24 protein-coding genes are annotated in these 21,644 nt (G+C 70.2%); 13 read left to right on the forward strand and 11 right to left on the reverse strand.

The genetic code is table 11. The features are described 5' to 3' along the window. Positions 1–96 precede the first annotated feature (96 nt). Entirely contained in the window at positions 97–1,341 is a 1,245-nt protein-coding gene (gene ilvA, locus ACWGO0_RS10675) for a threonine ammonia-lyase (RefSeq protein WP_453531178.1), read from the reverse strand. A gap of 156 nt (positions 1,342–1,497) precedes the next feature. Here ilvA and ACWGO0_RS10680 point away from each other — a divergent pair, with 156 nt between their 5' ends. The 4 genes from ACWGO0_RS10680 to ACWGO0_RS10695 all read left to right on the forward strand — a co-directional run bounded on the left by ACWGO0_RS10680 (position 1,498) and on the right by ACWGO0_RS10695 (position 3,098). Further along, entirely contained in the window at positions 1,498–2,028 is a 531-nt protein-coding gene (locus ACWGO0_RS10680; protein WP_453531180.1) for a MarR family winged helix-turn-helix transcriptional regulator, read from the forward strand. 59 nt (positions 2,029–2,087) lie between these two features. Further along, the gene (locus ACWGO0_RS10685; RefSeq protein WP_453531182.1) at positions 2,088–2,591 is read left to right on the forward strand and encodes a sigma factor-like helix-turn-helix DNA-binding protein; all 504 of its coding nucleotides are present in this window, start codon (positions 2,088–2,090) and stop codon (positions 2,589–2,591) included. After that, positions 2,588–2,833, forward strand: a complete 246-nt coding sequence (locus ACWGO0_RS10690; protein WP_453531185.1) for a hypothetical protein — start codon at positions 2,588–2,590, stop codon at positions 2,831–2,833. Before ACWGO0_RS10685 ends, ACWGO0_RS10690 begins: the two co-directional genes overlap by 4 nt. Positions 2,834–2,906: 73 nt before the next feature. After that, complete coding sequence (locus ACWGO0_RS10695; RefSeq protein WP_453531188.1) at positions 2,907–3,098, forward strand: DUF1059 domain-containing protein; 192 nt, start codon at positions 2,907–2,909, stop codon at positions 3,096–3,098. 68 nt (positions 3,099–3,166) lie between these two features. On the opposite strand, the gene ACWGO0_RS10700 is transcribed toward ACWGO0_RS10695, so the two are convergent. Beyond that, positions 3,167–4,312, reverse strand: coding sequence for a cystathionine gamma-synthase (locus ACWGO0_RS10700; RefSeq protein ID WP_453531190.1), 1,146 nt, complete (start codon positions 4,310–4,312; stop codon positions 3,167–3,169). Between the two features lie 67 nt (positions 4,313–4,379). Between ACWGO0_RS10700 and ACWGO0_RS10705 the strand changes: the two genes are divergently transcribed. The 5 genes from ACWGO0_RS10705 (at position 4,380) to ACWGO0_RS10725 (ending at position 9,691) form a co-directional block, all read left to right on the forward strand. Next, a complete protein-coding gene (locus ACWGO0_RS10705) occupies positions 4,380–5,483 on the forward strand; it encodes a hypothetical protein (RefSeq protein WP_453531193.1) in 1,104 nt (367 codons plus the stop codon). 76 nt (positions 5,484–5,559) lie between these two features. Then, on the forward strand, positions 5,560–6,270 hold the full coding sequence (msrA, locus tag ACWGO0_RS10710) for a peptide-methionine (S)-S-oxide reductase MsrA (protein WP_453531196.1): 711 nt from the start codon (positions 5,560–5,562) through the stop codon (positions 6,268–6,270). A gap of 133 nt (positions 6,271–6,403) precedes the next feature. Then, the gene (locus ACWGO0_RS10715) at positions 6,404–6,844 is read left to right on the forward strand and encodes a hypothetical protein (RefSeq protein WP_453531199.1); all 441 of its coding nucleotides are present in this window, start codon (positions 6,404–6,406) and stop codon (positions 6,842–6,844) included. 8 nt (positions 6,845–6,852) lie between these two features. Continuing rightward, on the forward strand, positions 6,853–8,994 hold the full coding sequence (locus ACWGO0_RS10720; protein ID WP_453531202.1) for a hypothetical protein: 2,142 nt from the start codon (positions 6,853–6,855) through the stop codon (positions 8,992–8,994). A 34-nt stretch (positions 8,995–9,028) separates the two neighbouring features. After that, positions 9,029–9,691 carry a hypothetical protein gene (locus ACWGO0_RS10725; protein ID WP_453531205.1) on the forward strand — a complete coding sequence of 221 codons (663 nt, stop codon included), beginning with the start codon at positions 9,029–9,031 and terminating at the stop codon, positions 9,689–9,691. Between the two features lie 4 nt (positions 9,692–9,695). On the opposite strand, the gene ACWGO0_RS10730 is transcribed toward ACWGO0_RS10725, so the two are convergent. Further along, positions 9,696–10,061: a helix-turn-helix domain-containing protein gene (locus ACWGO0_RS10730; RefSeq protein WP_453531208.1), complete on the reverse strand. Its 366-nt coding sequence runs from the start codon at positions 10,059–10,061 to the stop codon at positions 9,696–9,698. A 162-nt stretch (positions 10,062–10,223) separates the two neighbouring features. Between ACWGO0_RS10730 and ACWGO0_RS10735 the strand changes: the two genes are divergently transcribed. The 3 genes from ACWGO0_RS10735 to ACWGO0_RS10745 all read left to right on the forward strand — a co-directional run bounded on the left by ACWGO0_RS10735 (position 10,224) and on the right by ACWGO0_RS10745 (position 11,731). Next, complete coding sequence (locus ACWGO0_RS10735) at positions 10,224–10,622, forward strand: YrdB family protein (RefSeq protein WP_453531595.1); 399 nt, start codon at positions 10,224–10,226, stop codon at positions 10,620–10,622. 4 nt (positions 10,623–10,626) lie between these two features. After that, positions 10,627–11,115: an N-acetyltransferase family protein gene (locus ACWGO0_RS10740; protein WP_453531210.1), complete on the forward strand. Its 489-nt coding sequence runs from the start codon at positions 10,627–10,629 to the stop codon at positions 11,113–11,115. A 154-nt stretch (positions 11,116–11,269) separates the two neighbouring features. Then, entirely contained in the window at positions 11,270–11,731 is a 462-nt protein-coding gene (locus ACWGO0_RS10745) for an RDD family protein (protein WP_453531213.1), read from the forward strand. A gap of 36 nt (positions 11,732–11,767) precedes the next feature. Here the strand turns inward: ACWGO0_RS10745 and ACWGO0_RS10750 are convergent, their stop codons facing one another. The 4 genes from ACWGO0_RS10750 to ACWGO0_RS10765 all read right to left on the reverse strand — a co-directional run bounded on the left by ACWGO0_RS10750 (position 11,768) and on the right by ACWGO0_RS10765 (position 15,998). Further along, complete coding sequence (locus ACWGO0_RS10750; RefSeq protein ID WP_453531215.1) at positions 11,768–12,451, reverse strand: ABC transporter ATP-binding protein; 684 nt, start codon at positions 12,449–12,451, stop codon at positions 11,768–11,770. A gap of 47 nt (positions 12,452–12,498) precedes the next feature. After that, a complete protein-coding gene (locus ACWGO0_RS10755) occupies positions 12,499–13,950 on the reverse strand; it encodes an ABC transporter permease (RefSeq protein ID WP_453531217.1) in 1,452 nt (483 codons plus the stop codon). A 135-nt stretch (positions 13,951–14,085) separates the two neighbouring features. Then, a complete protein-coding gene (locus tag ACWGO0_RS10760; protein ID WP_453531220.1) occupies positions 14,086–15,357 on the reverse strand; it encodes a L,D-transpeptidase in 1,272 nt (423 codons plus the stop codon). 242 nt (positions 15,358–15,599) lie between these two features. Continuing rightward, complete coding sequence (locus ACWGO0_RS10765; protein ID WP_453531598.1) at positions 15,600–15,998, reverse strand: hypothetical protein; 399 nt, start codon at positions 15,996–15,998, stop codon at positions 15,600–15,602. A 153-nt stretch (positions 15,999–16,151) separates the two neighbouring features. Between ACWGO0_RS10765 and ACWGO0_RS10770 the strand changes: the two genes are divergently transcribed. Next, positions 16,152–16,472, forward strand: a complete 321-nt coding sequence (locus tag ACWGO0_RS10770; RefSeq protein ID WP_453531223.1) for a hypothetical protein — start codon at positions 16,152–16,154, stop codon at positions 16,470–16,472. Here ACWGO0_RS10770 and hutH read toward each other — a convergent pair. The 4 genes from hutH to ACWGO0_RS10790 all read right to left on the reverse strand — a co-directional run bounded on the left by hutH (position 16,469) and on the right by ACWGO0_RS10790 (position 21,547). Then, positions 16,469–18,028, reverse strand: coding sequence for a histidine ammonia-lyase (gene hutH, locus ACWGO0_RS10775; protein ID WP_453531226.1), 1,560 nt, complete (start codon positions 18,026–18,028; stop codon positions 16,469–16,471). The two genes, ACWGO0_RS10770 and hutH, sit on opposite strands and share 4 nt — an antisense overlap. A 99-nt stretch (positions 18,029–18,127) precedes the next feature. Further along, positions 18,128–19,282 (reverse strand): diguanylate cyclase domain-containing protein, encoded by a 1,155-nt coding sequence (locus ACWGO0_RS10780; RefSeq protein ID WP_453531229.1) that lies wholly within the window; start codon positions 19,280–19,282, stop codon positions 18,128–18,130. 120 nt (positions 19,283–19,402) lie between these two features. Continuing rightward, positions 19,403–20,215 (reverse strand): enoyl-CoA hydratase/isomerase family protein, encoded by an 813-nt coding sequence (locus ACWGO0_RS10785; RefSeq protein WP_453531232.1) that lies wholly within the window; start codon positions 20,213–20,215, stop codon positions 19,403–19,405. Between the two features lie 129 nt (positions 20,216–20,344). Beyond that, the gene (locus ACWGO0_RS10790) at positions 20,345–21,547 is read right to left on the reverse strand and encodes an adenylate/guanylate cyclase domain-containing protein (protein ID WP_453531235.1); all 1,203 of its coding nucleotides are present in this window, start codon (positions 21,545–21,547) and stop codon (positions 20,345–20,347) included. Positions 21,548–21,644 lie beyond the last annotated feature (97 nt).

Here is a 21,644-nt window from a genome sequence, read left to right on the forward strand (position 1 = left end):
AGCTCTCACCTTCACCGCGTAACCGGTGCAGTCGAGCGCAGGACGCAGCCGGGTCCATCGCAGCCAGCGATGGTCACGAGCAGCAAGCCCGAGACCTCAGTCCCGGGTCGTTGACCTCATCACCAGGTAGCCCGCGTCCCGCAGTGCAGCTGACACCTCGTCGCAGTGCGCGGGGCCCTTGGTCTCCAGGTGCAGTTCGACCTCCGCCTCGCTGAGGCCCAGGCGCGGGTCGGTCCGCACATGGCTGATGTCGAGGACGTTGGCGTCGGCCACGGAGAGCGCGGCGAGGAGGGTGGCCAGCGCACCGGGGCGGTCGGTCAGCCTGAGCCGCAGGCTCAGATAGCGGCCCGCCGCCGCCATGCCGTGGGTCAGGATGCGCTGCATCAGGAGGGGGTCGACGTTGCCGCCGGACAGCACCGCGACGACGGGTCCGGTGAACGCCTTCGGGTCGCTGAGCAGCGCGGCCACGGGGCTGGCCCCGGCCGGCTCGACGACCATCTTGGCCCGCTCCAGGCAGAGCAGCAGCGCGCTGGAGAGCTCGTCCTCGGAGACCGTACGGACTTCGTCGACCAGCTCCCGGACGAGGTGGAAGGGGATGTCGCCGGGGCGCCCCACCTTGATCCCGTCGGCCATCGTCTGGGGCGAGGGGACCGCGACGGGGTGACCGGCGGCCAGCGACGGCGGATAACCGGCCGCGCCCGCGGCCTGCACACCGACGATCCTGACGTCGGGGCGCAGCGCCTTCACGGCGACCGCGATGCCCGCGGCGAGGCCGCCGCCGCCGATGCCGACGACGATGGTGCGGACCTCCGGGCACTGTTCGAGGATCTCCAGGCCGACGGTGCCCTGCCCCGCGATGATGTCCGGGTGGTCGAAGGGGTGGATGAAGACGGCGCCGGTCCGCTCCGCGTACTCCTCGGCGGCGGCGAGCGTCTCGTCGACGACATGGCCGTGCATCCGGACCTGCGCGCCGTACTCGCGGGTCGCGGAGACCTTGGGCAGGGGTGCGCCGACCGGCATGAAGACCGTGGACCGTACGCCGAGCAGCGAAGAGGCGAGTGCGACACCCTGCGCATGGTTTCCGGCACTCGCCGCGACCACTCCGGCCGCCCGCTCCACCGGTGTGAGCCCGGAGATACGTACGTACGCCCCGCGCAGCTTGAACGATCCGGTGCGCTGGAGGTTCTCGCACTTGAAGTGGACCGGGGCGCCGACCAGCTCCGTCAGATACCGGCTGCCCTCCATCGCGGTCACTCTGGCCACGCCCGACAGCATCTTCCTGGCCCCGCGGACATCGTCGAGGATCACAGGAGGAAAGGGGCCTGACGTACGGAAGCTCATGACGGCAAGTCTTGCAGCTCGGGCCGGTCGCGGCAGACTCGTCTCATGGCGGACTGCGGTGGTGTCCACAGGTTTGTGCAGCGCTGGTACGCGTTGCCCCGTGGCCGCGTACTCTGTCCCCCACTTCATCCGACACCGCACGAAGAGAGCCCGGCCATGCCCCCTCAGGACATGACGACTGCTGCGTCTCCTTCCGGGGGCACCGCCCCCGGCAACCCGGGTACCGACCACCTGCTCGACGCGCTCCAGCACCAGGTGGCCGTCTTCGCCCGCCGTGCCGAACAGACCCGCCTCGGGGGCGTCGGCCAGGTCCGCAACTCCATGGACCGGGCCGCCTATCTGCTCCTGAACCGGCTGGACAAGGAAGGCCCGATGGGCGTCAAGGCGCTGGCCGCCGGTATGGGGATCGACTCCTCGACGGTGACCCGCCAGGTCGCGCCCCTCGTCGACACCGGTCTGGTCAAGCGCACCTCGCATCCGGAGGACGGCCGCGCCGTGGTGCTCCAGCTGTCCCCGCGCGGGCAGGCCCGCCTGGACGAGGTCCGCTCCTCGCGGCGCGAGCTGATGTCGCAGGTGACGGACGACTGGAGCACGGAGGAGCGCGACACGTTCTGCACCCTGCTCACCCGGTTCAACGCGGCACTGGCCGCGCGCCAGGCGGCGCACCAGGCCCCGCAGGAGGACTGACCGCCGGCCGGTCGCGCACACCTCTTGACCCGGGGGTCCCGCCGGGTCTCCGATGGGGTATGCGAGAGCGGCAGGCCGACCAACAGCGCCGCCGTGCCCAGGAGTTCGAGGACTTCGTCGCGGGCGCGGCAGGCCGTCTGCTGCACACCGCCACCCTCTGCACGGCCGAGCCCGCCGAACCGCCGGGGGCCAACCTCCGGGCCCTGCGGCTGCTGACCGGGGCGCTGGCGCACACGTACGCACAGTGGGACCGGCTGCACGGCGAGGACCCGTACGACCGCACCCGCCAGGAGCTGGTCAGCCGTTTCGCGCGGGAGGCGTGGCGTCACCACCGGCCGCGCGGCGGTCTGCTGGAACGGCTGACCCCGCAGGAGCGCCTGGTGCTCGTCCTGCGTCTGTACGAAGGAGTCGCCGAGGAACAGGCGGCGGCGCTGCTCGGGCTGCCGGCGGAACGGGTGCGGGCGATCTGTGCCAGGGCCGTCGTCAGGATGTCCGCGGCGGTCCCGGAGCCGCCGGAGCGCCGGGGACGTCCGGTCGCACGGCTGCTGCGGGGTGCGCGATGAGCGACCGGAAGGTGGACGAGGTCCGCCGGATGCTGGAGGTTCCGCGTCCGCAGGTGCCCGCCGATCTGGCGCTGCGGGCGGCGGAACGCGGTGCCCGGCTCCTGCGGCGCCACCGTGCCGTGCGCCGGGTGGCGTTCTGCCTGCTGTGTGCGGCGGTGGTCGTGTTCGTGGTGTGGGCGGGAGTCACCCGGCCGTGGGTGGTCCCGCCGGCCGGGACGACACCGCCACTGGAGGGCTGGTGACGCGGGCTCCGGCGGGCGTGACCCGCCGGATCTATCCTGGATGAGTCATGCCGTACGAGCCGAGGAGGCCGTCGTGACCAGGAAGACCGCCGACTGCCGCAAGTACCCGAGCGTCTCGAACTGCACTCTCACCATCACCGGTGAGGAGGAAGAAGTCGTGCGGGCCGCCACCGAGCACGCCGTATCGGTCCACGAGCACACGGACAGCCCGGAGCTGCGCGCGGAGGTCCGCGCCTCCCTGGAGGACGAGAAGGCCGGCGTCTGAGAAGGCCGGCCCCGTCCGGCGACCGCGTCACGCGCACCGCCGGACGGACACCTCACCTGCCCTGACTGCTAGCCGAGTGCCTGCGTCAGGTCCGCCAGCAGGTCGTCCGCGTTCTCGATGCCGACGGAGAGACGGACCAGGTCGGCCGGGACCTCCAGCGGAGAGCCCGCGGCCGACGCGTGCGTCATCCGGCCCGGGTGCTCGATGAGCGACTCGACGCCGCCGAGCGACTCACCGAGCGTGAACAGCTTGGCGCGGTTGCAGACCTCGACCGCCGCCGCCTCACCGCCCGCGACCCGGAACGACACCATGCCGCCGAACGCCTTCATCTGCTTGGCGGCGATCTCGTGCCCGGGGTGCTCGGGGAGCCCCGGGTACAGGACGCTGTCCACCTTGGGGTGGCGGGTCAGCAGGTCGGCGACCTTCGTGGCGTTCTCGTCGTGCCGGTCCATGCGGACCGCGAGGGTCTTGATGCCGCGCAGCACCAGCCAGGCGTCGAACGGCCCGGCGACCGCGCCCATCGCGTTCTGGTGGTAGGCCAACTCGTCGGCCAGGGTCGGGTCGTTGGCGATCAGCGCGCCGCCGACGACGTCGGAGTGGCCGCCCATGTACTTGGTGGTGGAGTGCACCACGACGTCCGCGCCGAGGGCGAGCGGCTGCTGGAGGTAGGGGCTCGCGAAGGTGTTGTCGACGACCAGCCGCGCCCCCGCCTGGCGGGCGACTCCGGCGACGGCCGCGATGTCCGTGATCCCGAGGAGCGGGTTGGACGGGGTCTCCACCCAGATCGCCTTGGTACGCGGGGTGATCGCCGCCCTGACGGACGCCACGTCCGAGGTGTCGGCGACGGAGAACTCCACGCCCCAGCGCGAGGCGACCTTCGCGAACAGCCGGAACGTACCGCCATAGGCGTCGTTCGGGATGACCACGTGGTCACCGGGCGTGAGCAGCGTACGGAGCAGGCAGTCCTCGGCGGCGAGGCCGGACGCGAAGGCGAGCCCGCGCCGGCCGCCTTCCAGGGCCGCCAGGTTCTCCTCCAGGGCGGTACGGGTCGGGTTGGCGCTGCGGCTGTACTCGTAGCCGCCGCGCAGTCCGCCCACGCCGTCCTGCTTGTACGTGGACACCTGGTAAATGGGCGGAACAACGGCGCCGGTCAGGGGATCGGCGGTGTTTCCCGCATGGATCGCGAGAGTCTCGAAGCTGTGCTGGTCGCTCATGAGGCCCGAGCGTAGTTCGTCACGAGGGCGCTCACAGGTCACTGCGCCGTGCGGGGACAATGGTCGTATGGAGATTCTCTGGTTCCTGCTCGCGCTGTGCATGATCGCCGCCGTCGTCGGCCCCTTCGTGCTGCGCCGTCGGGGCGGTATCCGTCAGGTCGCGCCCGGCTCCCCCGACGCCGCCGACCCGCAGTCGTACGGTTTCCTCCGCGAGGAGGAGCTGGACGTCCGGATGCCGGGGCCCGACCAGGATCTTCTCGATGTCCTGGATGTCGTGGAGGCCACCCAGGACTGGCGGGCGGCGGCCCAGCTGCTGGCCGGCACGCCCAAGGACGGCGAGGTGCGGTGGCAGCGGGTGCAGGCGTTCGCCGGTGCGGCATCGCTGGAGCTGATGCGGCAGCCGGGGGTCGGCGGCGCGTGGCTGCGCAACTGGCGGGCGGAGTCCCCGAAGGACGCGGGCGGCGCCGCGGTGCACGCGGAGTTCCTGGTGCAGCAGGCGTGGCGTTCATCCGCCGCGGGCACGGACGACTTCCGGATCATCCTGGAGGAGGCCCGTACGGTCGTGGGCGAGGCGGCGCTGCTGGCGCCGGGCGACCCCGTCCCGTACATCGTCGAACTGGCCGTGGCCCGTGGACTCGGCTACTCCCACGAGCAGTTCGACCAGCTCTGGGCGAAGATCATCGACCGTGCCCCGGCGCATATGGGCGCGCATATCGCCGCCCTGCACTTCTGGTGCGAGAAGTGGCACGGTTCGCGCGAGGAGGCCGAGCGGTTCGCCACCACGGCCGCCGCCCGCGCCCCGCAGGGTTCGCTGCTGGCGGCGCTGCCGCTGTTCGCGGTGTACGAGCACCTGCCCGAGGTCAATCTGGTGCAGGGCTTCTACCGGGGCGTCGTGGTGACGAAGGCGGTGGAGGGCGCGCTGTTCGCGGTGCACGCGGCCCGCGCCGACGATCCGATGCTGGCCCACGTCCGCCACCTGCTGGTGCTGTTCCTGGTCCGGATGGAACGCTGGTCGGAGGCGATGAACCAGATCGTCCACATCGACGGCCACGTGGGCGCGCTGCCGTGGACGCAGGGCTCGGACCCGGCCGCCTCCTACACGGTCTACCGGGCACTCGCGGTCGCGGGATACGAGGCGAACGGCGGCAACCCGGCGACCCTGCCCCACTAGCCGCCGGGGCGCCGGAATCCGCGGCGCCCTTCCCGCGTTGTAAGGACTGCACACCAAGCCCTGGAGGAGCCCCCGTATGTTCCTGAACAACCGCACCCCCGAGCTCCCCACCCCGGAGCAGGCCCTGCGCGGCCGTCCCACCCCGGAATTCACGGTCCCCTCCCGCCACACGGTCCTCGGCAACCCCTTGGTGGGCCCGTATCCGGAGGGCCTGGAGGTCGCCGATTTCGCGCTGGGCTGTTTCTGGGGGGCCGAGCGCAAGTTCTGGCAGACGGAGGGTGTCTGGACGACCCTCGTGGGTTACCAGGGCGGCTACACGGAGAACCCCTCGTACGAGGAGGCGTGCTCGGGCCTGACCGGTCACACCGAGGCCGTCCGCGTCGTCTTCGACCCCCGGATCGTTTCGTACGCGGAGCTCCTGAAGCTCTTCTGGGAGTCCCACAACCCGACCCAGGGCTTCCGCCAGGGCAACGACGTGGGCACCCAGTACCGCTCGGCGGTCTACACCCACTCCCCCGAGCAGGCGGAGGCGGCGAGCGCGTCCCGCGAGGCGTACCAGCAGGTCCTCACCGGCGCCGGCTTCCGCGAGATCACGACGGAGATCCTTCCGGCGGAGGGCCGCACGTTCTGGCCAGCGGAGGCGTACCACCAGCAGTACCTGGACAAGAACCCGGACGGCTACTGCGGCATCGGCGGTACGGGCGCGAAGCTGAGCGCCCCGTCGGAGACGAACTGGGGCCGCTCCTGCCCGACGGGCATCGCTCCCGCGCCCGAGTCCGACCTGTAGCGGCTGCCCCACCCGCGGCGGTGCCCAATTCGTGAACGGGCAGCGCTGATTGCGTGTGCAACCCGAGAGTTTGCGCACCCACGCCCGCTGACTAAAGTGGCTCCCAAAAGACGTACGTCAACGGGGGAAACGCGTGTCGTTCGACCAGGAATGGGCTCAGCAGAAACAGGCGGTCACGGAGCAGCAGTCGTCGCACACGCGACTGAACCAGCTGCCGGCCGACGGCTCAGGACCGACAGGCCCCACCGGTTCCACACCGGACCTCGCCACAGCCCCCGCCGCGAAGAAGAAAGCGGCGAATGCCATCGAGACCAAGCTCGAGCCCGGGACCAAGTCGGCCGCCGACGCGGCCGACGAGTCCACCCGGAAGGCCATCACGGAATTCAGTGACTGGGACACCGGCGCCGGCCTGAAGAAGGCCCACGCGCACTGGGACACCCAGGTGAAGCGGCTGATGGCCCGGCTGAGCAGCGAGAAGTCCAGCCTTCGGAACACGTCGATCCTGTTCAACAATCAAGACATATCCACCGGGCAGGATTTCGGGCCGCTGCGGTCCAAGGTGTCCGGAATCTAGGGGGAGCAGTGCCCAGCTATTACGAGATCCTGCACGTCAAGCTCTCCGAGCTCACTTCGGCCGCGGACGGCTGGAAGGACATGGCCGGCAAGCTGAAGAAGCTTGAGGACATGTACGAGGAAGAGGTGCAGAGCGTCACCAAGGGCGACAGATGGCTCGGCGAGAGCGCATCGATCGCCGCCCCGAATTTCGCGGTGACGCGCGGCCAGTACGACGCGGCGCAGAAGGAAGCCCTCGCCATGGAGTCGCTGCTCCGGGACGCCCATGGGCAGTTCACGGAGCTCAAGGCGAAGGTGGAGTCCGCTGTCGCGGACGCGGTCAAGGCCGGGATGAAGGTCTCCGACACCGGTGTCGCGAGTTACGACTACAGCAAGGTGGACACGCAGACGGGGAACAGTGTCCGCCACGACCCTGATCTCAGAAACGTCGAGATGTCCTACACCAGCAATATCGGTGCTGCGGTGAAGGCGGTCAACGACTTCGATCAGGACGTGAAGGTCGCCCTGCTGAACGCGTCCGGCGCCGATGGCACGGCACCTTTCGGATTCAACGCCAAGCCGGTCGGGGACGTCGAGGCCGTGGAGGCGCTCGCCCTGACGGAGAAGGTCAACTCCGGCAAGGCTTCGGAAAAGGAACTCCAGCACTATCGCGATGTCATGCGCGAGAACGCCAAGGACAAGAACTTCAGCGAGGCGTATCTGCACGGCCTCGGCGCGGAGGGCACGGTGCAGGTGGCCGACCGGATGCACCTCGCGGCGAGCGAGTCCGGTGTGTCGGCGAGCGACAAGAAGCTCTACAACTCGATCTCCGAAAGCCTCGCGAACACCGTCGCCACCGGCACCAAGGACCCCAACAGTTACGCGTACAAGCCGTTCCTCGACAGTCTGAAGGGCGTCGGCCCCGACCGGATCGACAAGGGCGTATCGGTCACCTCCGGATACCAGGCGTTCGTGACGCTGATGGAGCATGGCGATGGATACGGCAAGGAATTCCTCAATGACGTCGGCAACGACATCATCAAGAACGAGGACCCGGACCGACGCTCGCACGCCTTCGACGCGACCCGCCCCGGTCTCGCCACCGACCCGCTGGACAGCCTGCTCGGCATCATGAGCAAGGACCCGGCGTCGGCGGAGTACTTCCTCGACCCCGAGGCGGAGGGGAACAAGAACGACCACCTGAAGTACATGATGACCGAGCGCAAGTGGCCGTACGACGACATCATCGGCCCCAACGGGGCGACCCTGGAAATCAACGACCCCGAGAAGGCCGCGGGACTGGGCGCAGCCATCGAAGCCGCCTCGACCGGCCACGAGCCGGGAGGCAAGCCGGGCGAGCCCGGTCCGCACTCCGAGGGCCAGGCGCGCGTGCTGCACGACACCATCCGGCACCTGGACAAGGACCAGGGCGGGGACGAATTCCCGAAGGACCTGGAGAACATCCGCCAGCCGATGGCGAGGGCGCTCACCGACTATGTGCACGACACGCACATCATCCTGAACGGTCAGGAGTCGGCGTACGGCGGGATCGCGGGCCAGGACTCCATCAAGGGTTCGGACGACAAGTCACATATCGCCGTGGGGCAGGCAAGCCTTGTCCGTGTCATGCGTGGCATCGCGGAAGACGCGCCCTCTTTCGCTCTGCTGTACGAGACCGAGCGGGCGTACGTCGCTGATGAACTCGCCACGGCTCCCGCGTACACCGGTGACAAGACTCATGGTGCGAGCGCGGACTGGGACCACCGCGGCAATCAGATCGGTGGCGCGATGGGCGCGCTCAACGGTATCGGCGCCGACGTGTACGACGACAAGGAGAAGGACAAGGCGGAGTGGGCCGAGGACACCGCCGCGTATTCGGCCGCCGGGGCAAACGGTCTGATCGGTGAGGTCCCGGTCCTGGGCACGGTGGGCGGTTCGATCATCGACGCGGTCGCATACGACTGGACCAAGGATGTCGTCGACGCGGCGGAGGCCCAGGGCAAGAAGGATGCGAGCGACAACTTCGCCGTGGGCATGGACGGCACCAACAAGATCATCGACAAGTGGGGCGAAGACAATGACATTTCGGGATCGGGAGCCTTCAAGTCGGCGAGGGACAACGCGCGCGACGGCCACGACGCCGGACGGAATGCTGCCCTCACGCACCTGTGATCCGAATGTCCGTCTCCCGCTCAAGGCATCTGCCGTGTTCGCCGCACTCGCCCTGACGGCGGTCGCCTGCACGTCGGAAACCCCCGAACCGCCGGTCAGCCAAGCCTGCGAGTACGGTCCCAGCACCAGCGAGGGCAAGCTCATCCGGCAGTTGCTCGATACGGACGAATACCGGACCAGGGTCGAGAAGAGCACCTCCGCCCTCGCGGAAGGGCTGAAGGAGGAGTTGCAGGCGCGCGAGGAGTCGGGACGCACCGAGTACCGGACGCCGATGTGCTCGTTCTCCCTGGAGCGCCCGAGGGGGGCCGGCAGCGACACCCTGAGCGTCGATTTCCACTGGACGACCCGGGAAGACCCGAAAGGCTCGGGCCGTCCCGCGAATACCCACACCTACTACAACGTCAACGGCCTCCACGGAGAGTCCGACGAAACGCTCTCCACGCTCCGCATGCAATGCGACCTGCCCGGCAAGCTGAGCAAGCCGTCCCAGCAGAGCCTGCTGGTCGCGGACGTCTCGAACACCGCCTACGTCGGCACCGCGGTGAGCCAGGAAGCAAGGGATCGCCAGATCCACTTCCTGTACCTCATGGCACGGCAGGCCACGGACGCCCTCGGCTGCGAGAACGAACCGCTGAAGAAGGACCCCGTCGTCAAGGGATACAAGACTCCCGAGGAGGCGGCTCAGGCCGGGCGGTAGGCCGTCAGGCCGCGAGTCGCACCTCGCCCTGGCGCGGGCCCGGCCGCGACGCGCCGCGCGTGGCAACGCTGTCCGTGCGCGCGACGCGGATCAGTTCGCGGTGGCTCAGGGCCAGGAGGTCCGCGAGGCGGAGGCCGAGGGCGTGGGCGGCTGCTGCCAGTACCTCGGACGACGGTTCCTTCAGGCCCCGTTCCAGCTCGGAGAGGTACGGCATCGAGATCCGCGCCGCTTCGGCGACGTCCTTCAGCGTGCGCTCCTGGGCCCGCCGCTCACGGCGCAGTACGTCGCCGACGACATGCCGCAGAAGCGGCTCCCGGGCGACCGGGCGCAGGGGGATGACGCGGGCGTGGTCCGACTCGTGGCTGCTCACCCTGCTCAGCCTAGGAGCACCGGGCCCGGCACGTCTGCGTGTGCGTTCCGCCTCCGGCGAAATCCCCTATCCGGGCGTCGCTTTCCGGACGCGGCTGAAAGACTCGCCGTCGTGACGACGAACGAACAGATGAACGAGCACGAGACGGGGCCCGGCCTGTCCATGGCGCGCGGCCCCTGGTTCGCGGCCAATGAAGTCCTGGCCTTCCTGCTGGAGTTGGCCGCCCTGTTCTGTCTGGGCTGGTGGGGCTTCGCCGTACCGGACGACACCGTCGCCCGCCTGCTGCTGGGGGTGGGAACGCCCGCGGCGGCCATCGTGCTGTGGGGTGCGTTCGCCGCCCCGCGTGCCCGGGTCCGCCTTCCTCTCGCGGGTGTCCTGCTGGTCAAGGCCGTGGTGCTCGGGGGCGGCGCGCTGGCGGTCCTCGGGCTGGGGCACCCTTCGGCGGCCCTCGCGTTCGCGGTGGTGCTGGTGGCGAACACCGGCCTGGCGGAGTTCTCCCGGCGCCGGCCGCTGCCCGCCGGACCCGACAACGCCGACGACCGGACAGATGTGCGAGATTGACCGGATGAACAAGCAAGGATCTCAACGCATCGCGCTGCGCCGCGCCCGCACCGAGGACGGGGCGGCGGTGGCGGAGGTCTATCTGCGGTCCTTCGACGCCGCGCTGCCGACCGTGCGCCGCGCCCATGACGACGACGGCGTACGGGCGTTCTTCCGCGATGTCGTCGTGGTGCACCACGAGACCTGGGTGGCCGACGAGGGCGGTGCCGTGGTCGGAATGATGGTGCTGGGAGAGAACCGGATCGAGCAGCTCTACCTGGCCCCCGACAGCCGGGGACACGGGATCGGCGACCGCTTCGTACAGCTGGCCAAGGAACGCAGCCCGCAGGGGCTGGAGTTGTGGACCTTCCAGGTCAACACCGCCGCGCACCGCTTCTACGAGCGGCACGGTTTCGTGGCGGCCGGGACGACGGACGGTTCGGACAACGAGGAGCGGGAACCGGACATCCGCTATGCGTGGAAGGGAGACGCGACAGCGGACGATCGGCCATGATGCCGTCATGAGCTCGCCACGGGGGAACAGCAGTAGTCAACTGCCCTACGAAAAACGGATGTTGCACGGGAAGCGAAGGTCCGGAATCCCTCCGGAAAACGGGGTCCACGGAGCGTTACGTCCCCCGCCGCGCATCCCCTCGGGCGCCGGTGACATGCGCCGGTATCTCGCGGTCGCGGTCGACTGCTATCTCTGTCTGCTGACGGCCGGGCTGCTGACCCGGCCCCACCTGGGCACGTCCGACGCGGGCCGGGCGCTCCCGCTGCTCCTCGGTATCGCGCTCGTGCTCTCGTTCGTCAATCAGGTGCTCCTGACCGTCGCGGTCCGGGCCAGCGCGGGCAAGCTGGTCATGGGGGTGCGGGTCGTCGGGATGCCCGGTGTCGGCCGGCCCGGCCTCGGCCGACTGGTACGGCGCTGGGTCCACGGACTGTGCTGGGTGCCGTTGCAGCCCTGGTTATGGCTGCGCTCCTCGTCCGGCCCCGCCCGGGACGGCGGCGACTGCCCGCTCCTCGCCAACGAGGACGGCGATCCGTACGAGACCCTGTCGGGCCTCCGCCAGGTGCGCCGCGCCGACCTGGCGGCCTACCGGGCGGCCCTCGCCGGGCGGGCGGTCTGAGACCGGACAGCCCGCCCGGCGAGAGAACACGCGGGTTCAGGCGGCGGCGTTCTCCGTCACCGTGACACGGCCCTTGCGGATGGTCGCGAGACGCGGCGCCTTGCGGGCCAGGGAACTGTCGTGGGTGACCATGATGAACGTCAGACCGTGCTCCTTCCACAGCCCGTCGAGCACCTCCATGATCTCGTCGCGCATGGACTCGTCGAGATTGCCGGTGGGCTCGTCGGCGAGCAGCACCTTGGGCCGCTTCACCAGCGCCCGCGCGATCGCGACGCGCTGCTGCTGACCACCGGACATCTCACCCGGCAGATGGGTGGGTCGGTCGCCGAGGCCCACGGATTCGAGCGCCTCGGCCGCCCGCTCCCGGCGGGACCTCGCACCGAGCCCCAGCGGCACGAGCGCCGTCTCGACGTTCTCCTGCGCGGTGAGCGTGGGGATCAGGTTGAAGCTCTGGAAGACGAAGCCGATGGACTCCGCCCGCACCTTGGTGAGCCGCGCCTCGGGCAGCTTGGCCAGGTCGACCCCGTCGAGCTCGATGCTGCCCTCGGTCGGCCGGTCCAGACCGCCGAGCATCTGGAGGAGGGTGGACTTGCCGCCGCCGGTCGGGCCCTGGATGACGAGCCTGCCGCCGTCCTCGATGGTCAGGTCGACCCCGTCGAGCGCGTTGACGGTGGTCTTGCCGCGCCGGTAGCGCTTGGTGACGCCCTTGAGCTGGTACACGTATGGACTCCTGCTGTACGTACGGAAGTTGGATTCGGGAGCCGGCGCTACTCGACGCGGCGCAGGGCGTCGGCCGGACGCAGCCGGGAGGCGCGCCAGCCGCCGAAGGCGCCCGCGATGAGTCCGCCCGCCACGGCCAGTCCGACGGCGATCAGGATGATGGAGAGGGAGACCGGCGCGGTCAGCGCGATGTCGAGGGTCCGGGAGGCCGTCTGACGGCCGGGTCCGCCGCCGCCCATCGGACCGCCGCCGCCCATGCCGCCGCCCGAGGAGCCGAGCTGGGCGGTGAGGGTGGGGCTGATGGCGGTCACGACGTATGCGCCGCCGAGCCCGACGGCGATACCGAGGACCCCGCCCATGAGGCCGTTGACGAGGGCCTCGCCGACCACCTGGCGGGTGACACGGCCGCTCTTCCAGCCGAGCGCCTTGAGGGTGCCGAACTCCCGTACGCGACGGCTGACCGCCGAGGACGTGAGCAGCCCCGCGACGAGGAACGCGGCGATCAGTACGGCGATCGAGAGCCATTTGCCGACGCTGGAAGCCAGGTCGGATGCGGTGGAGAGGGAGCCGGACACCGTGTCGGCGAGGTCCGCGGACGTGGTGACCGTGGTGCCGGAGATGTTCTTCTGGATGGCGGCCTTGACGGTGTCGATCTGCTGGGAGTCGGCGGCCTTCACATAGACGGTGGTGACCTTGTCCTTGGAGTCGGCCAGCGTCTGCGCCTGCTTCAGCGGTACGTAGACATTGGCGGCGGCGTCACCGCTGTCCGCCGTCGAGACGCCGATGATCGTGTACTTGGTGCCGGAGACCGTCACGGTCTTGTCGACCGCGAGCTTCTTCTCCTTGGCGTACGCGGCGTCGACGACCGCGACCTTCGCGTCCGTCTCGGCGGCCTGGAACGTACGGCCCGCGGTGATCTTGGAGGAGGTCAGCGGGCCGAGGTCCTGCTGGGTGACGTCGGTTCCGTACACGGTGAAGGAGTTGACGTCGAAGGAGGCTCCGCCGCCCTGGACCTCGCCCTGCGGCTGTCCCGTGCCACCGCCGGGTCCGGTCCTGCTGTCCTGCGGGGCTCCCTCCTCCTGCTTGAACTCGCCGCGCTTGAACTGCCCGTCGACCTTCATGACGGTGAGGCTCAGTCCGCCGACCGCGTCGGCGACGCCGCTCTGTCCCGCGACCTTGTCGACGGTGGTGGAGGCCAGGGTCTGGAAGCCCTGGACCATGACCCGGTCGGTGCTCTGGGTCGAGTCGTCGTCCTTGGCGTCGAACTCGAACCTCGGACGCTGCGCCGTGGCGCCCGGGGCTGCGGCGGCCTTGGTGACGGTCATGTCCGTGCCCAGGCCGTACAGCGATTCCAGGACCTTGTCCTGGGCTTTGGTCATGCCGGATGACACCGAGCTGACGATGATGACCAGCGCGATTCCCAGGGCGAGCCCCGAGGCGACGACCAGCGCCGCCTTTCTGCGGCGGCGCAGCTCGCGCCGGAGGTAGGTGAAGAACATGGCGCGACGTTATGGAGCGGGTGTGATGGGGAGTTAAGGCCGCGATGAGAGCCGCATGAGAACGCCGAAGGCGGCGGCACCGGGAGTTCCGGGTGCCGCCGCCTTCGTACGGGGGAATGGGGTCGAACCGTTGGATCAGGCCTCGGAGCCGGCCGTCCACTCGGCCCAGCTCATGTTCCAGCCGTTGAGTCCGTTGTCGGGCTTGATGGTCTTGTCCGGGGAGTTCTTGACGATGACCACGTCGCCGACCATGGAGTTGTTGAAGAACCAGGCGCCCGGTGCGTTCGGGTCGTCCGCACCCTTCACGTCGGCGAGGCCCACACAGCCGTGGCTGGTGTTGGCGCTGCCGAACATCGACTTGGCGCCCCAGTAGTTGCCGTGGATGAAGGTGCCCGAGGTGGACAGCCGCATGGCGTGCGGCACGTCCTTGATGTCGTACTCGCCCTTGCCGTCGTCGTCGGTGAAGCCGACGGTCGCACCGTCCATCCGGGTCTCCTTGAACTTCTCGGAGATCACCATCTCGCCGTTGTACGTCGGGTTGTCCGAGGAACCGGCGGAGATCGGGATGGTCTTGATGGTCTTGCCGTCCTGGGTGACGGTCATCGTCTTCGTCTGCACGTCGACCGTCGAGACCTGGTTGCGGCCGACCTTGAAGGTGACCGACTTCTGCTGCACACCGAAGACGCCGTCCGCGCCCTCGACGCCGTCGAGCTCCAGCTTCAGCGTGACGGTGGAACCGCCCTGCCAGTAGTCCTCGGGGCGCAGGTCGAGCCGCTGCGAGTTGAACCAGTGGCCGACGACCGGCTGGCCGCTGCTGGTCGTGACGGTGATGCCGTCCTGGACCGCCTTCTGGTTCGTGATCGCCTTGTTGAAGTTGATCGAGACCGGCATGCCGACGCCGACGGTGGAGCCGTCCTCGGGGGTGAAGTTCCCGATGAAGCTGTTGTCGGGCGAGACGGTGGTGAAGGAGCTGTTCTCGTGGGCCTCGCGGCCCTTGGCGTCGGTCGCCGTCGCATTGATCTTGTACGTGGTGGAGCGCTCGAGCTGGCCGTTGGGTACCCAGCTCATGCCGTCGGCGGCGAGGGTGCCCTCGACGCTCTGGCCGGCCGTCGTGGTCATGGTGACCTCGGTCAGCTTGCCCTTGGTGACGGTGACCTTGGCGTCCTTGTTGATGCTCGCGTTGGTGGCGCCGTTCTTCGGCGCGATCGTTATCTGCGCCTCCGAGGCTTCCTTCGCCGCGGCCTCGTCCACCTGTGCCTGCGACTTCTTCGAGCTCTCCGCAGTCGGCGAGGCGCTCTTGCCGCCATCGTCGCTACAGGCAGAGAGGACCAGTACGCCGCCGAGCAGTGCGGACGCGGCCATGAGGCCCCTGCGCCGCTTGCTGTCCGTCATCACACGCTTCTCCATCGTTGCCGATTCCCCAAAATCCCCGAACAGGGCTGCCGGACGGCATTACCCCGTCAATGTTCCAGAACACCCTTTACGGGTGGTCGGTTCCTCATCCGCCGAAGATGTGGGGAACACCACTCACCGACGCGGTGACGTCGGCGCCGGTTCCCGCCGCCGGACCATCAATAGGCGATCGGCATGCGACCGGCCCCGGTCCGCCGTCGGATGCGGGCCGGGGCCGGGGTGCTCACACCTCTGACCTACCGTTCCGCACCGGCGCGCTCGCCATAGCCCTTCCCATTGTCCTCGACCTCGACGCCCTCCTCGGCGCCCTCGAATCCGTAGTCGCTCCCGTCGTCGTCCTCGCCGCCGTCCCAGTCCTCGGACCAGTCCTCGGCGTCGGGGTCGTACTCGACCGTCTCACTGCTCCAGGACGCCTGGGCGAGCTCGATGCCCGGCACCTCGCTGACCAGGTCGAAAGGGTCGACAAGTGAAGCGAGGGCCTCCGCACCGTCTTCCCGGACAGTGGCCTCGGCATGCGTGCGCTCCTCGGCGGATCCGACCGCGGCGGGGTCGATGCCCGCTGCCGCGTACTCGGCGGCGATGCCCGCCAGGGCGCTGCCGGTCAGGGCTTCGGCGTCGGTGATCTCCAACACCATCTCCACGCGAAGCCGAACATACCTGGATGTCTCTGAAGTGGTCATACGCGGGAGCGTAAGGCTCCTGGAGTCCGCGGCTTTCCCACGACCCGCTGCTTTGCTTAGCATCGGCGCACGGGGCTAACTGATGGTTGTCGCAAGGGGATCGATTCTGTGTCCATCGCTCGTCGCACGCTGCTGACCACCACCGCCGCGGGCACCCTGCTCTGCGCTCTGTGGTTCGTCCCCTCCGCCAACGCGACCGGCGGGGGCCACGCCCCCGACGCCGCCTCCGCCGCCTCCGAACGAAGCCGGCCGGCCGCCCCTGCCAGGGAGACCGGCGCGGACACCTCACTCGCCGAGACCGGGGTGGGGGTCGACACCACCCCGTATCTGATCGGCGGTACGGCGTTCCTGCTGATCGGCGCGGGTTTCGTCACCTACTCGGCCCGGACGGGCCCGGTCAGGGGTCCGTCCGGGCCGCTGGGTTCCTAGGCGAGCGGGCCGGTCACCGGCTCCACGGCCGCGACCAGCTTCCCTTCGCGTACGAAGAGGTCGGCGCCGGCCAGGTCGGGGGCGAGGAACCGGTCCGGCCCCGGGCCCTCGACTCCGGCCGCGCGCAGCGCCTCGATCGCGGCCAGCGAGGCGGGCGCGGGGGTCAGCCCCTGGGCGGCGCGCAGCTCGACGGCGCGGGTCGCCGCGTACATCTCGACGGCGACGATCCTGGCCAGGTTGGCGACCGCGGTACGGAGCTTGCGCGCCGCCGACCAGCCCATGGAGACGTGGTCCTCCTGCATCGCGGAGGACGGGATCGAGTCGGCGGACGCGGGGACCGCGAGCCGCTTCATCTCGCTGACGAGGGCGGCCTGCGTGTACTGGGCGATCATCAGGCCGGAGTCGACCCCGGCGTCGTCGGCCAGGAACGCCGGCAGTCCGTGCGAACGGTTCTTGTCCAGGAGCCGGTCGGTGCGGCGCTCGGAGATCGAGCCGAGGTCGGCGGCGACGATCGCCAGGAAGTCGAGTACGTACGCGACGGGGGCACCGTGGAAGTTCCCGTTTGACTCGACCCGGCCGTCCGGAAGTACGACGGGGTTGTCGACGGCGGCGGCCAGCTCGCGCTCGGCGACCACGGCGGCGTACGCGAGGGTGTCGCGTCCCGCGCCGTTGACCTGGGGCGCGCAGCGCACGGAGTAGGCGTCCTGCACGCGGGGCGCGTCGCCTGTGTTCTCGGCGTGCCGCCCCGTGAGGCCCGAGCCCGCGAGGACCCGCAGCATGTTGTCGGCGCTGGCGCCCTGGCCGGGGTGCGGGCGGATGGCGTGCAGTTCCGGGGCGAGGACCTTGTCCGTGCCGAGCAGCGCCTCCAGGGAGAGGGCGGCGGTGATGTCGGCCGAGGTGTAGAGGTTCTTCAGGTCGGCCAGGGCCATCACGAGCATGCCGAGCATGCCGTCGGTGCCGTTCAGAAGGGCCAGGCCCTCCTTCTCGCGCAGTTCGACGGGGGTGATGCCGTGGGCGGCGAGGAGCTCGCCCGCGGGGCGCACGGCGCCGTCGGGGCCCTCCGCGTCGCCCTCGCCCATCAGGGTAAGGGCGCAGTGGGAGAGCGGGGCGAGGTCGCCGGAGCAGCCGAGCGAGCCGTACTCGTGGACGACGGGGGTGATGCCCGCGTTCAGGACGTCGGCCATGGTCTGCGCGACCTCGGGGCGTACGCCGGTGTGGCCGGAGGCCACCGTCTTGAGCCGCAGGAACATCAGGGCGCGGACGACCTCGCGCTCGACGCGGGGGCCCATGCCCGCGGCGTGCGAGCGCACGATGTTGCGCTGGAGCTGGGCCCGGAGGTCGGGGCTGATGTGGCGGCTGGCGAGGGCTCCGAAGCCGGTGGAGACCCCGTAGACCGGTTCGGGCTTCGCGGCGAGCGCGTCCACGATCCGGCGGGCGGCGGCCAGGGCCTCCACGGCATCTGCGGAGAGTTCGACGCGTGCGCCCGCGCGGGCCACGGCGATGACGTCCTCGGCGGTGGTACCGGACGTCCCCACCACGACTGTATGCATATCCATATTCAGAAGCCTACGGACTGAATCCCTTCATGTCACTAGGGAAGGCCCCCAGTGACAGTCACGAGCGGTTATTCGGTTCACCCCTTACCGCCCCCATGCTCAGGGACGGTTGCCGCGCAGCCTGCGCCGGTCGTGCGCCGACTTCGGCGGGGAGTCGGCGAGCCGGATCACCTCGCCGTCGCGCCCGGCCACCACCGGCCTCGCGGAGCGTGCCGCCTTCGCCCGGTACTGGGCCGCGTCCGCCAGCCGGAAGAGCCTGCGCGCCGAGCGCACCGGTCCGATGGGGTCACCGGTCGAAGCGACCCCGCAGGCGACCCCGTCGCCGAGTTCGAGCACGGACGCCCGCTCGCAGAGCTCCGTGGCCACCCGGACGACGTCGTCCGCCTCGGGCCCGAGCGTCAGCAGGCAGAACTCGTCACCGCCCAGGCGTGCGGCCAGAGCGCCGGGCAGCATCGCCCCGCACAGGGACAGCACTGAGCCGAAACGTTCCAGCAGACGGTCGCCGACGGCGTGCCCGTGCGTGTCGTTGACCGCCTTCAGACCGTTCAGATCGCAGACGACCAGGCTGACCACGGTGCCGTCGGCCCGGTGCCGCTCCACCGCCTCGTCGAGCCGGATATCGACGGCACGACGGTTGGCGAGGCCGGTCAGCGGGTCACTGAAGGCCAGCTTGCGGACCTCCTCCAGCCGTTCGGTCTGGGCGATCCCGGCCGCGACGACGGCGGCCAGCACGGTCGCGAAGTCGGCGTCGTCCCGGCCGAAAACCGGCCGCCCCGCCGACCGCGCCACGTACAGCTCGCCCCAGGCCCGCCCGTGCAGCACGATCGGCGCCACCACGCAGCAGCCGCGCCCGCGCCGGCGAAGCGCGGCCACCCGCTGGTGGCAGAACGGCCGCGCACCCCGCGCCGGAGCGCCTTCGGCCGTGGTGCCTTCGGTGGTCTCCACCCAGGCGTCCGGCTCACCGCCCCCCGCCCAGCGCTCATGGAGGAACTCGGTGATCTCCGGGAACTGGTGTACGGGATACGCCTCCTCCTCGGGGAACTCCTCCTCCCCGTCGGCCCGTTCGCCCGCGTTCACCAGCACCCGCAGCCGCCCCTGATCGCGCTCCCACACGGAGAGCGCGGCGAAACTGCCGTCCAGTGCCTCGCACGCCCTCAGTGCCGCCGCACGCCACGACTCCCGCGGCGTGTACGCCGCGGCCATCGACTGCGCAAGCGAAACCACGGCCCGTAGCCGTGCATCATCACCACCCATCGCTACAGCTTATGTAGATTTGTGGTGATTTGATCAGCTTGAGCCTTGAATGATCTTCGGTGCGCCCCCAGGAAGCGGCCCACCGTCACTCAAAGTCACCGACAGCCCGGCGACCGCCGCTCACTCGCCGGGCCAGTTCGGCTTCCGCTTCTCGTTGAACGCGGCCACACCCTCCGCGCGGTCCCCGGAGAAGGCCACCGACCGCCAGGCCGAGTCCTCCACCTCCAGGCCCGCCCGCAGATCCAGCCCGTGCCCCAGTCGCAGCGCACGCTTGGCCGCGCGCAGCCCCACCGGGGAGTTGGCGGCGATCCGCCCGCCGAGCGCCAGCGCCTCGTCCCGGTCCCGCCCCGCCTCGACCAGCTCGTCGACGAGCCCCAGCTCGCGCGCCTCGGCCGCCTCCACCCGCCGTGCGGTGAAGACCAGCTCGGCGGCGCGGGCAGCGCCGACGCGGCGGGGCAGCAGCTGCGTACCGCCGCCGCCCGGAATGACACCGACGGACACCTCGGGCAGGCCGACGACGGCCGTGCGGTCGGCCACGATCAGATCGCAGGCGAGCGCCAGCTCGAAGCCGCCGCCGAGCGCGAAGCCGTGCACCGCGGCGATCGTCGGCATCGGCAGTTCGAGTACGCCGGTGTAGGCGGCGCGGGCGGTGGGCCGCTGCCGCACCAGCTCGGCGTCGGTGAAGGAGTTGCGCTCCTTGAGGTCCGCGCCCACGCAGAAGGCCCGCTCGTGACTGGAGGTCAGCACGGTAACCCGTACCCCGCTGTCCGCGCCGAGCGCCGCGCAGGCGTCCCCGATCGAACGGGCCATGTCCGTGGACACGGCGTTCATCGCCTTGGGCCGGTCGAGCACCAGCTCGGCCACGTGTTCCTGGCCCGCATGGCGCCGCACGACGACGAATTCCCCGAACCGCTGCTCGGACGTGACGGTCATGGCTGCACCCCTCCGGTAAACGAGCTCGACAGTTAACGAGCGTTACCGGGGGATCCTAGAGCGCGTCCGGGCAAGGGCGAAGGGGAGCAGGCGCATCCGTCAGAACGGGGAACGTCAGAACGGCGAACGTCAGGACGAGGAACCCGCCGTGCCGCGCCGCGCCAGCAGCCAGGGCTCCACGACCCCGAGCCCACGCACCGGCCGCTGCCACATCGGCTGGAGACCGAAGCGGTAGCGCGGCGGGGCCGGCTCCTCGGACTCGCGGCCCTCCTTCTCGGCCAGCCGCACCCGCTCGGCGGCAGCCGCCGCCTCCTCGGCCGCCTGCGCCTCGGATTCCGGGGCGTCACCGGTCCGCGTGAGCTCCTTGGCGAGCGCCCCGTCGACCAGAACGGCGTCCTTCGGCGCTATCGAGGTGAGCCGGCTGGCGAGATTCACCGTGGTCCCGAAGACATCGCCCATCCGGGTGGTGACCGTGCCGAAGGCGATGCCGACGCGCAGCGAGGGCATGGTCTCGTTCTGGGCCATCGCCTCGACCAGCCGAAGCGCTATCTCGGCAGCCGTGCCCGCGTCGTCGGCGGCGAAGAGCACTTCGTCGCCGAGTGTCTTGATGAGCCGCCCGCCGTGGGCGGCGACCAGGTCGGCGGCGGTCGTCTCGAACGACTCGACCAGCTCGCCGAGCGCCTCCTCCTCCAGCCGCCGGGTCAGCCGGGTGAAGCCGACCAGGTCCGCGAAGCCGACGGCCAGCCGGCGGTCGACCATCTCCTCGTCGTCGGCGGCCTGCACGACCCGGCCCGTCGCGGCGGCGAGCTGCCGCCGCCACACGTACACGAGGAACTCCTCCAGCTCGGGCAGGAGCAGCTCGACCAGCGGATACGTGACTTCGGTACGGGTCATGCCGGGCTCGGGGGGCTCGGTGAGACCCTCCAGGAAGGAATCGATCTGCCATTCCGCCAGCCGGGCGGTGGTCTGCCCGGTGGAGCGCGCCACCTGGATCGCCATCGGCTCGCTGAGCAGCCCCGCCTCGACGAGTCCCGCGAGGCGGCGCAGGGCCAGCACGTCGGCCTCGGTGAGCGCCTTGGCCTGTCCGATGTCGGCGAATCCCATGGCGCGCCAGAACCGGGACGCCAGGTCCATGGATACGCCCGCGGTACGGGCCGCCTGGAACGGCGTGTAGCGGCGGTCGGCCCCCAGGATCAGCTGTTCCAGCCGGATCGCGAGCGGGTCGTCGGTCGGCTCCGCCGTGTGATCGACTTCGTGATGCGGTGTCGCGTGGACCGAGGAGTCCGACGGGGGCTCCTCGCCCGCGCCGGACGTCGTGTCGTCGACGGTCACCAGCCGCCTCCTGCCCGTTCCCTGCGCACTGCCCTGCCGATCTGTCGCTGGATCGCCTCAACGATACGGCAGGTGTGCCCTACCTCACGTCGGTAGG

Source organism: Streptomyces sp. NPDC055749 (assembly GCF_053617235.1).

What these genes read in the sequence shown, in the direction of transcription:
- ACWGO0_RS10700 (WP_453531190.1), bottom strand. Translation starts at nt 4,312, where the DNA reads ATGAGCGACCAGCACAGCTTCGAGACTCTCGCGATCCATGCGGGAAAC.
- ACWGO0_RS10765 (WP_453531598.1), bottom strand. Translation starts at nt 15,998, where the DNA reads ATGGTGTTGGAGATCACCGACGCCGAAGCCCTGACCGGCAGCGCCCTG.
- ACWGO0_RS10705 (WP_453531193.1), top strand. Translation starts at nt 4,380, where the DNA reads ATGGAGATTCTCTGGTTCCTGCTCGCGCTGTGCATGATCGCCGCCGTC.
- ACWGO0_RS10690 (WP_453531185.1), top strand. Translation starts at nt 2,588, where the DNA reads ATGAGCGACCGGAAGGTGGACGAGGTCCGCCGGATGCTGGAGGTTCCG.
- ACWGO0_RS10740 (WP_453531210.1), top strand. Translation starts at nt 10,627, where the DNA reads ATGAACAAGCAAGGATCTCAACGCATCGCGCTGCGCCGCGCCCGCACC.
- ACWGO0_RS10755 (WP_453531217.1), bottom strand. Translation starts at nt 13,950, where the DNA reads ATGTTCTTCACCTACCTCCGGCGCGAGCTGCGCCGCCGCAGAAAGGCG.
- ACWGO0_RS10680 (WP_453531180.1), top strand. Translation starts at nt 1,498, where the DNA reads ATGCCCCCTCAGGACATGACGACTGCTGCGTCTCCTTCCGGGGGCACC.
- ACWGO0_RS10685 (WP_453531182.1), top strand. Translation starts at nt 2,088, where the DNA reads ATGCGAGAGCGGCAGGCCGACCAACAGCGCCGCCGTGCCCAGGAGTTC.
- ACWGO0_RS10745 (WP_453531213.1), top strand. Translation starts at nt 11,270, where the DNA reads ATGCGCCGGTATCTCGCGGTCGCGGTCGACTGCTATCTCTGTCTGCTG.
- msrA (WP_453531196.1), top strand. Translation starts at nt 5,560, where the DNA reads ATGTTCCTGAACAACCGCACCCCCGAGCTCCCCACCCCGGAGCAGGCC.
- ACWGO0_RS10735 (WP_453531595.1), top strand. Translation starts at nt 10,224, where the DNA reads ATGGCGCGCGGCCCCTGGTTCGCGGCCAATGAAGTCCTGGCCTTCCTG.
- ilvA (WP_453531178.1), bottom strand. Translation starts at nt 1,341, where the DNA reads ATGAGCTTCCGTACGTCAGGCCCCTTTCCTCCTGTGATCCTCGACGAT.
- ACWGO0_RS10785 (WP_453531232.1), bottom strand. Translation starts at nt 20,215, where the DNA reads ATGACCGTCACGTCCGAGCAGCGGTTCGGGGAATTCGTCGTCGTGCGG.
- ACWGO0_RS10780 (WP_453531229.1), bottom strand. Translation starts at nt 19,282, where the DNA reads ATGGGTGGTGATGATGCACGGCTACGGGCCGTGGTTTCGCTTGCGCAG.
- ACWGO0_RS10760 (WP_453531220.1), bottom strand. Translation starts at nt 15,357, where the DNA reads ATGGAGAAGCGTGTGATGACGGACAGCAAGCGGCGCAGGGGCCTCATG.
- hutH (WP_453531226.1), bottom strand. Translation starts at nt 18,028, where the DNA reads ATGGATATGCATACAGTCGTGGTGGGGACGTCCGGTACCACCGCCGAG.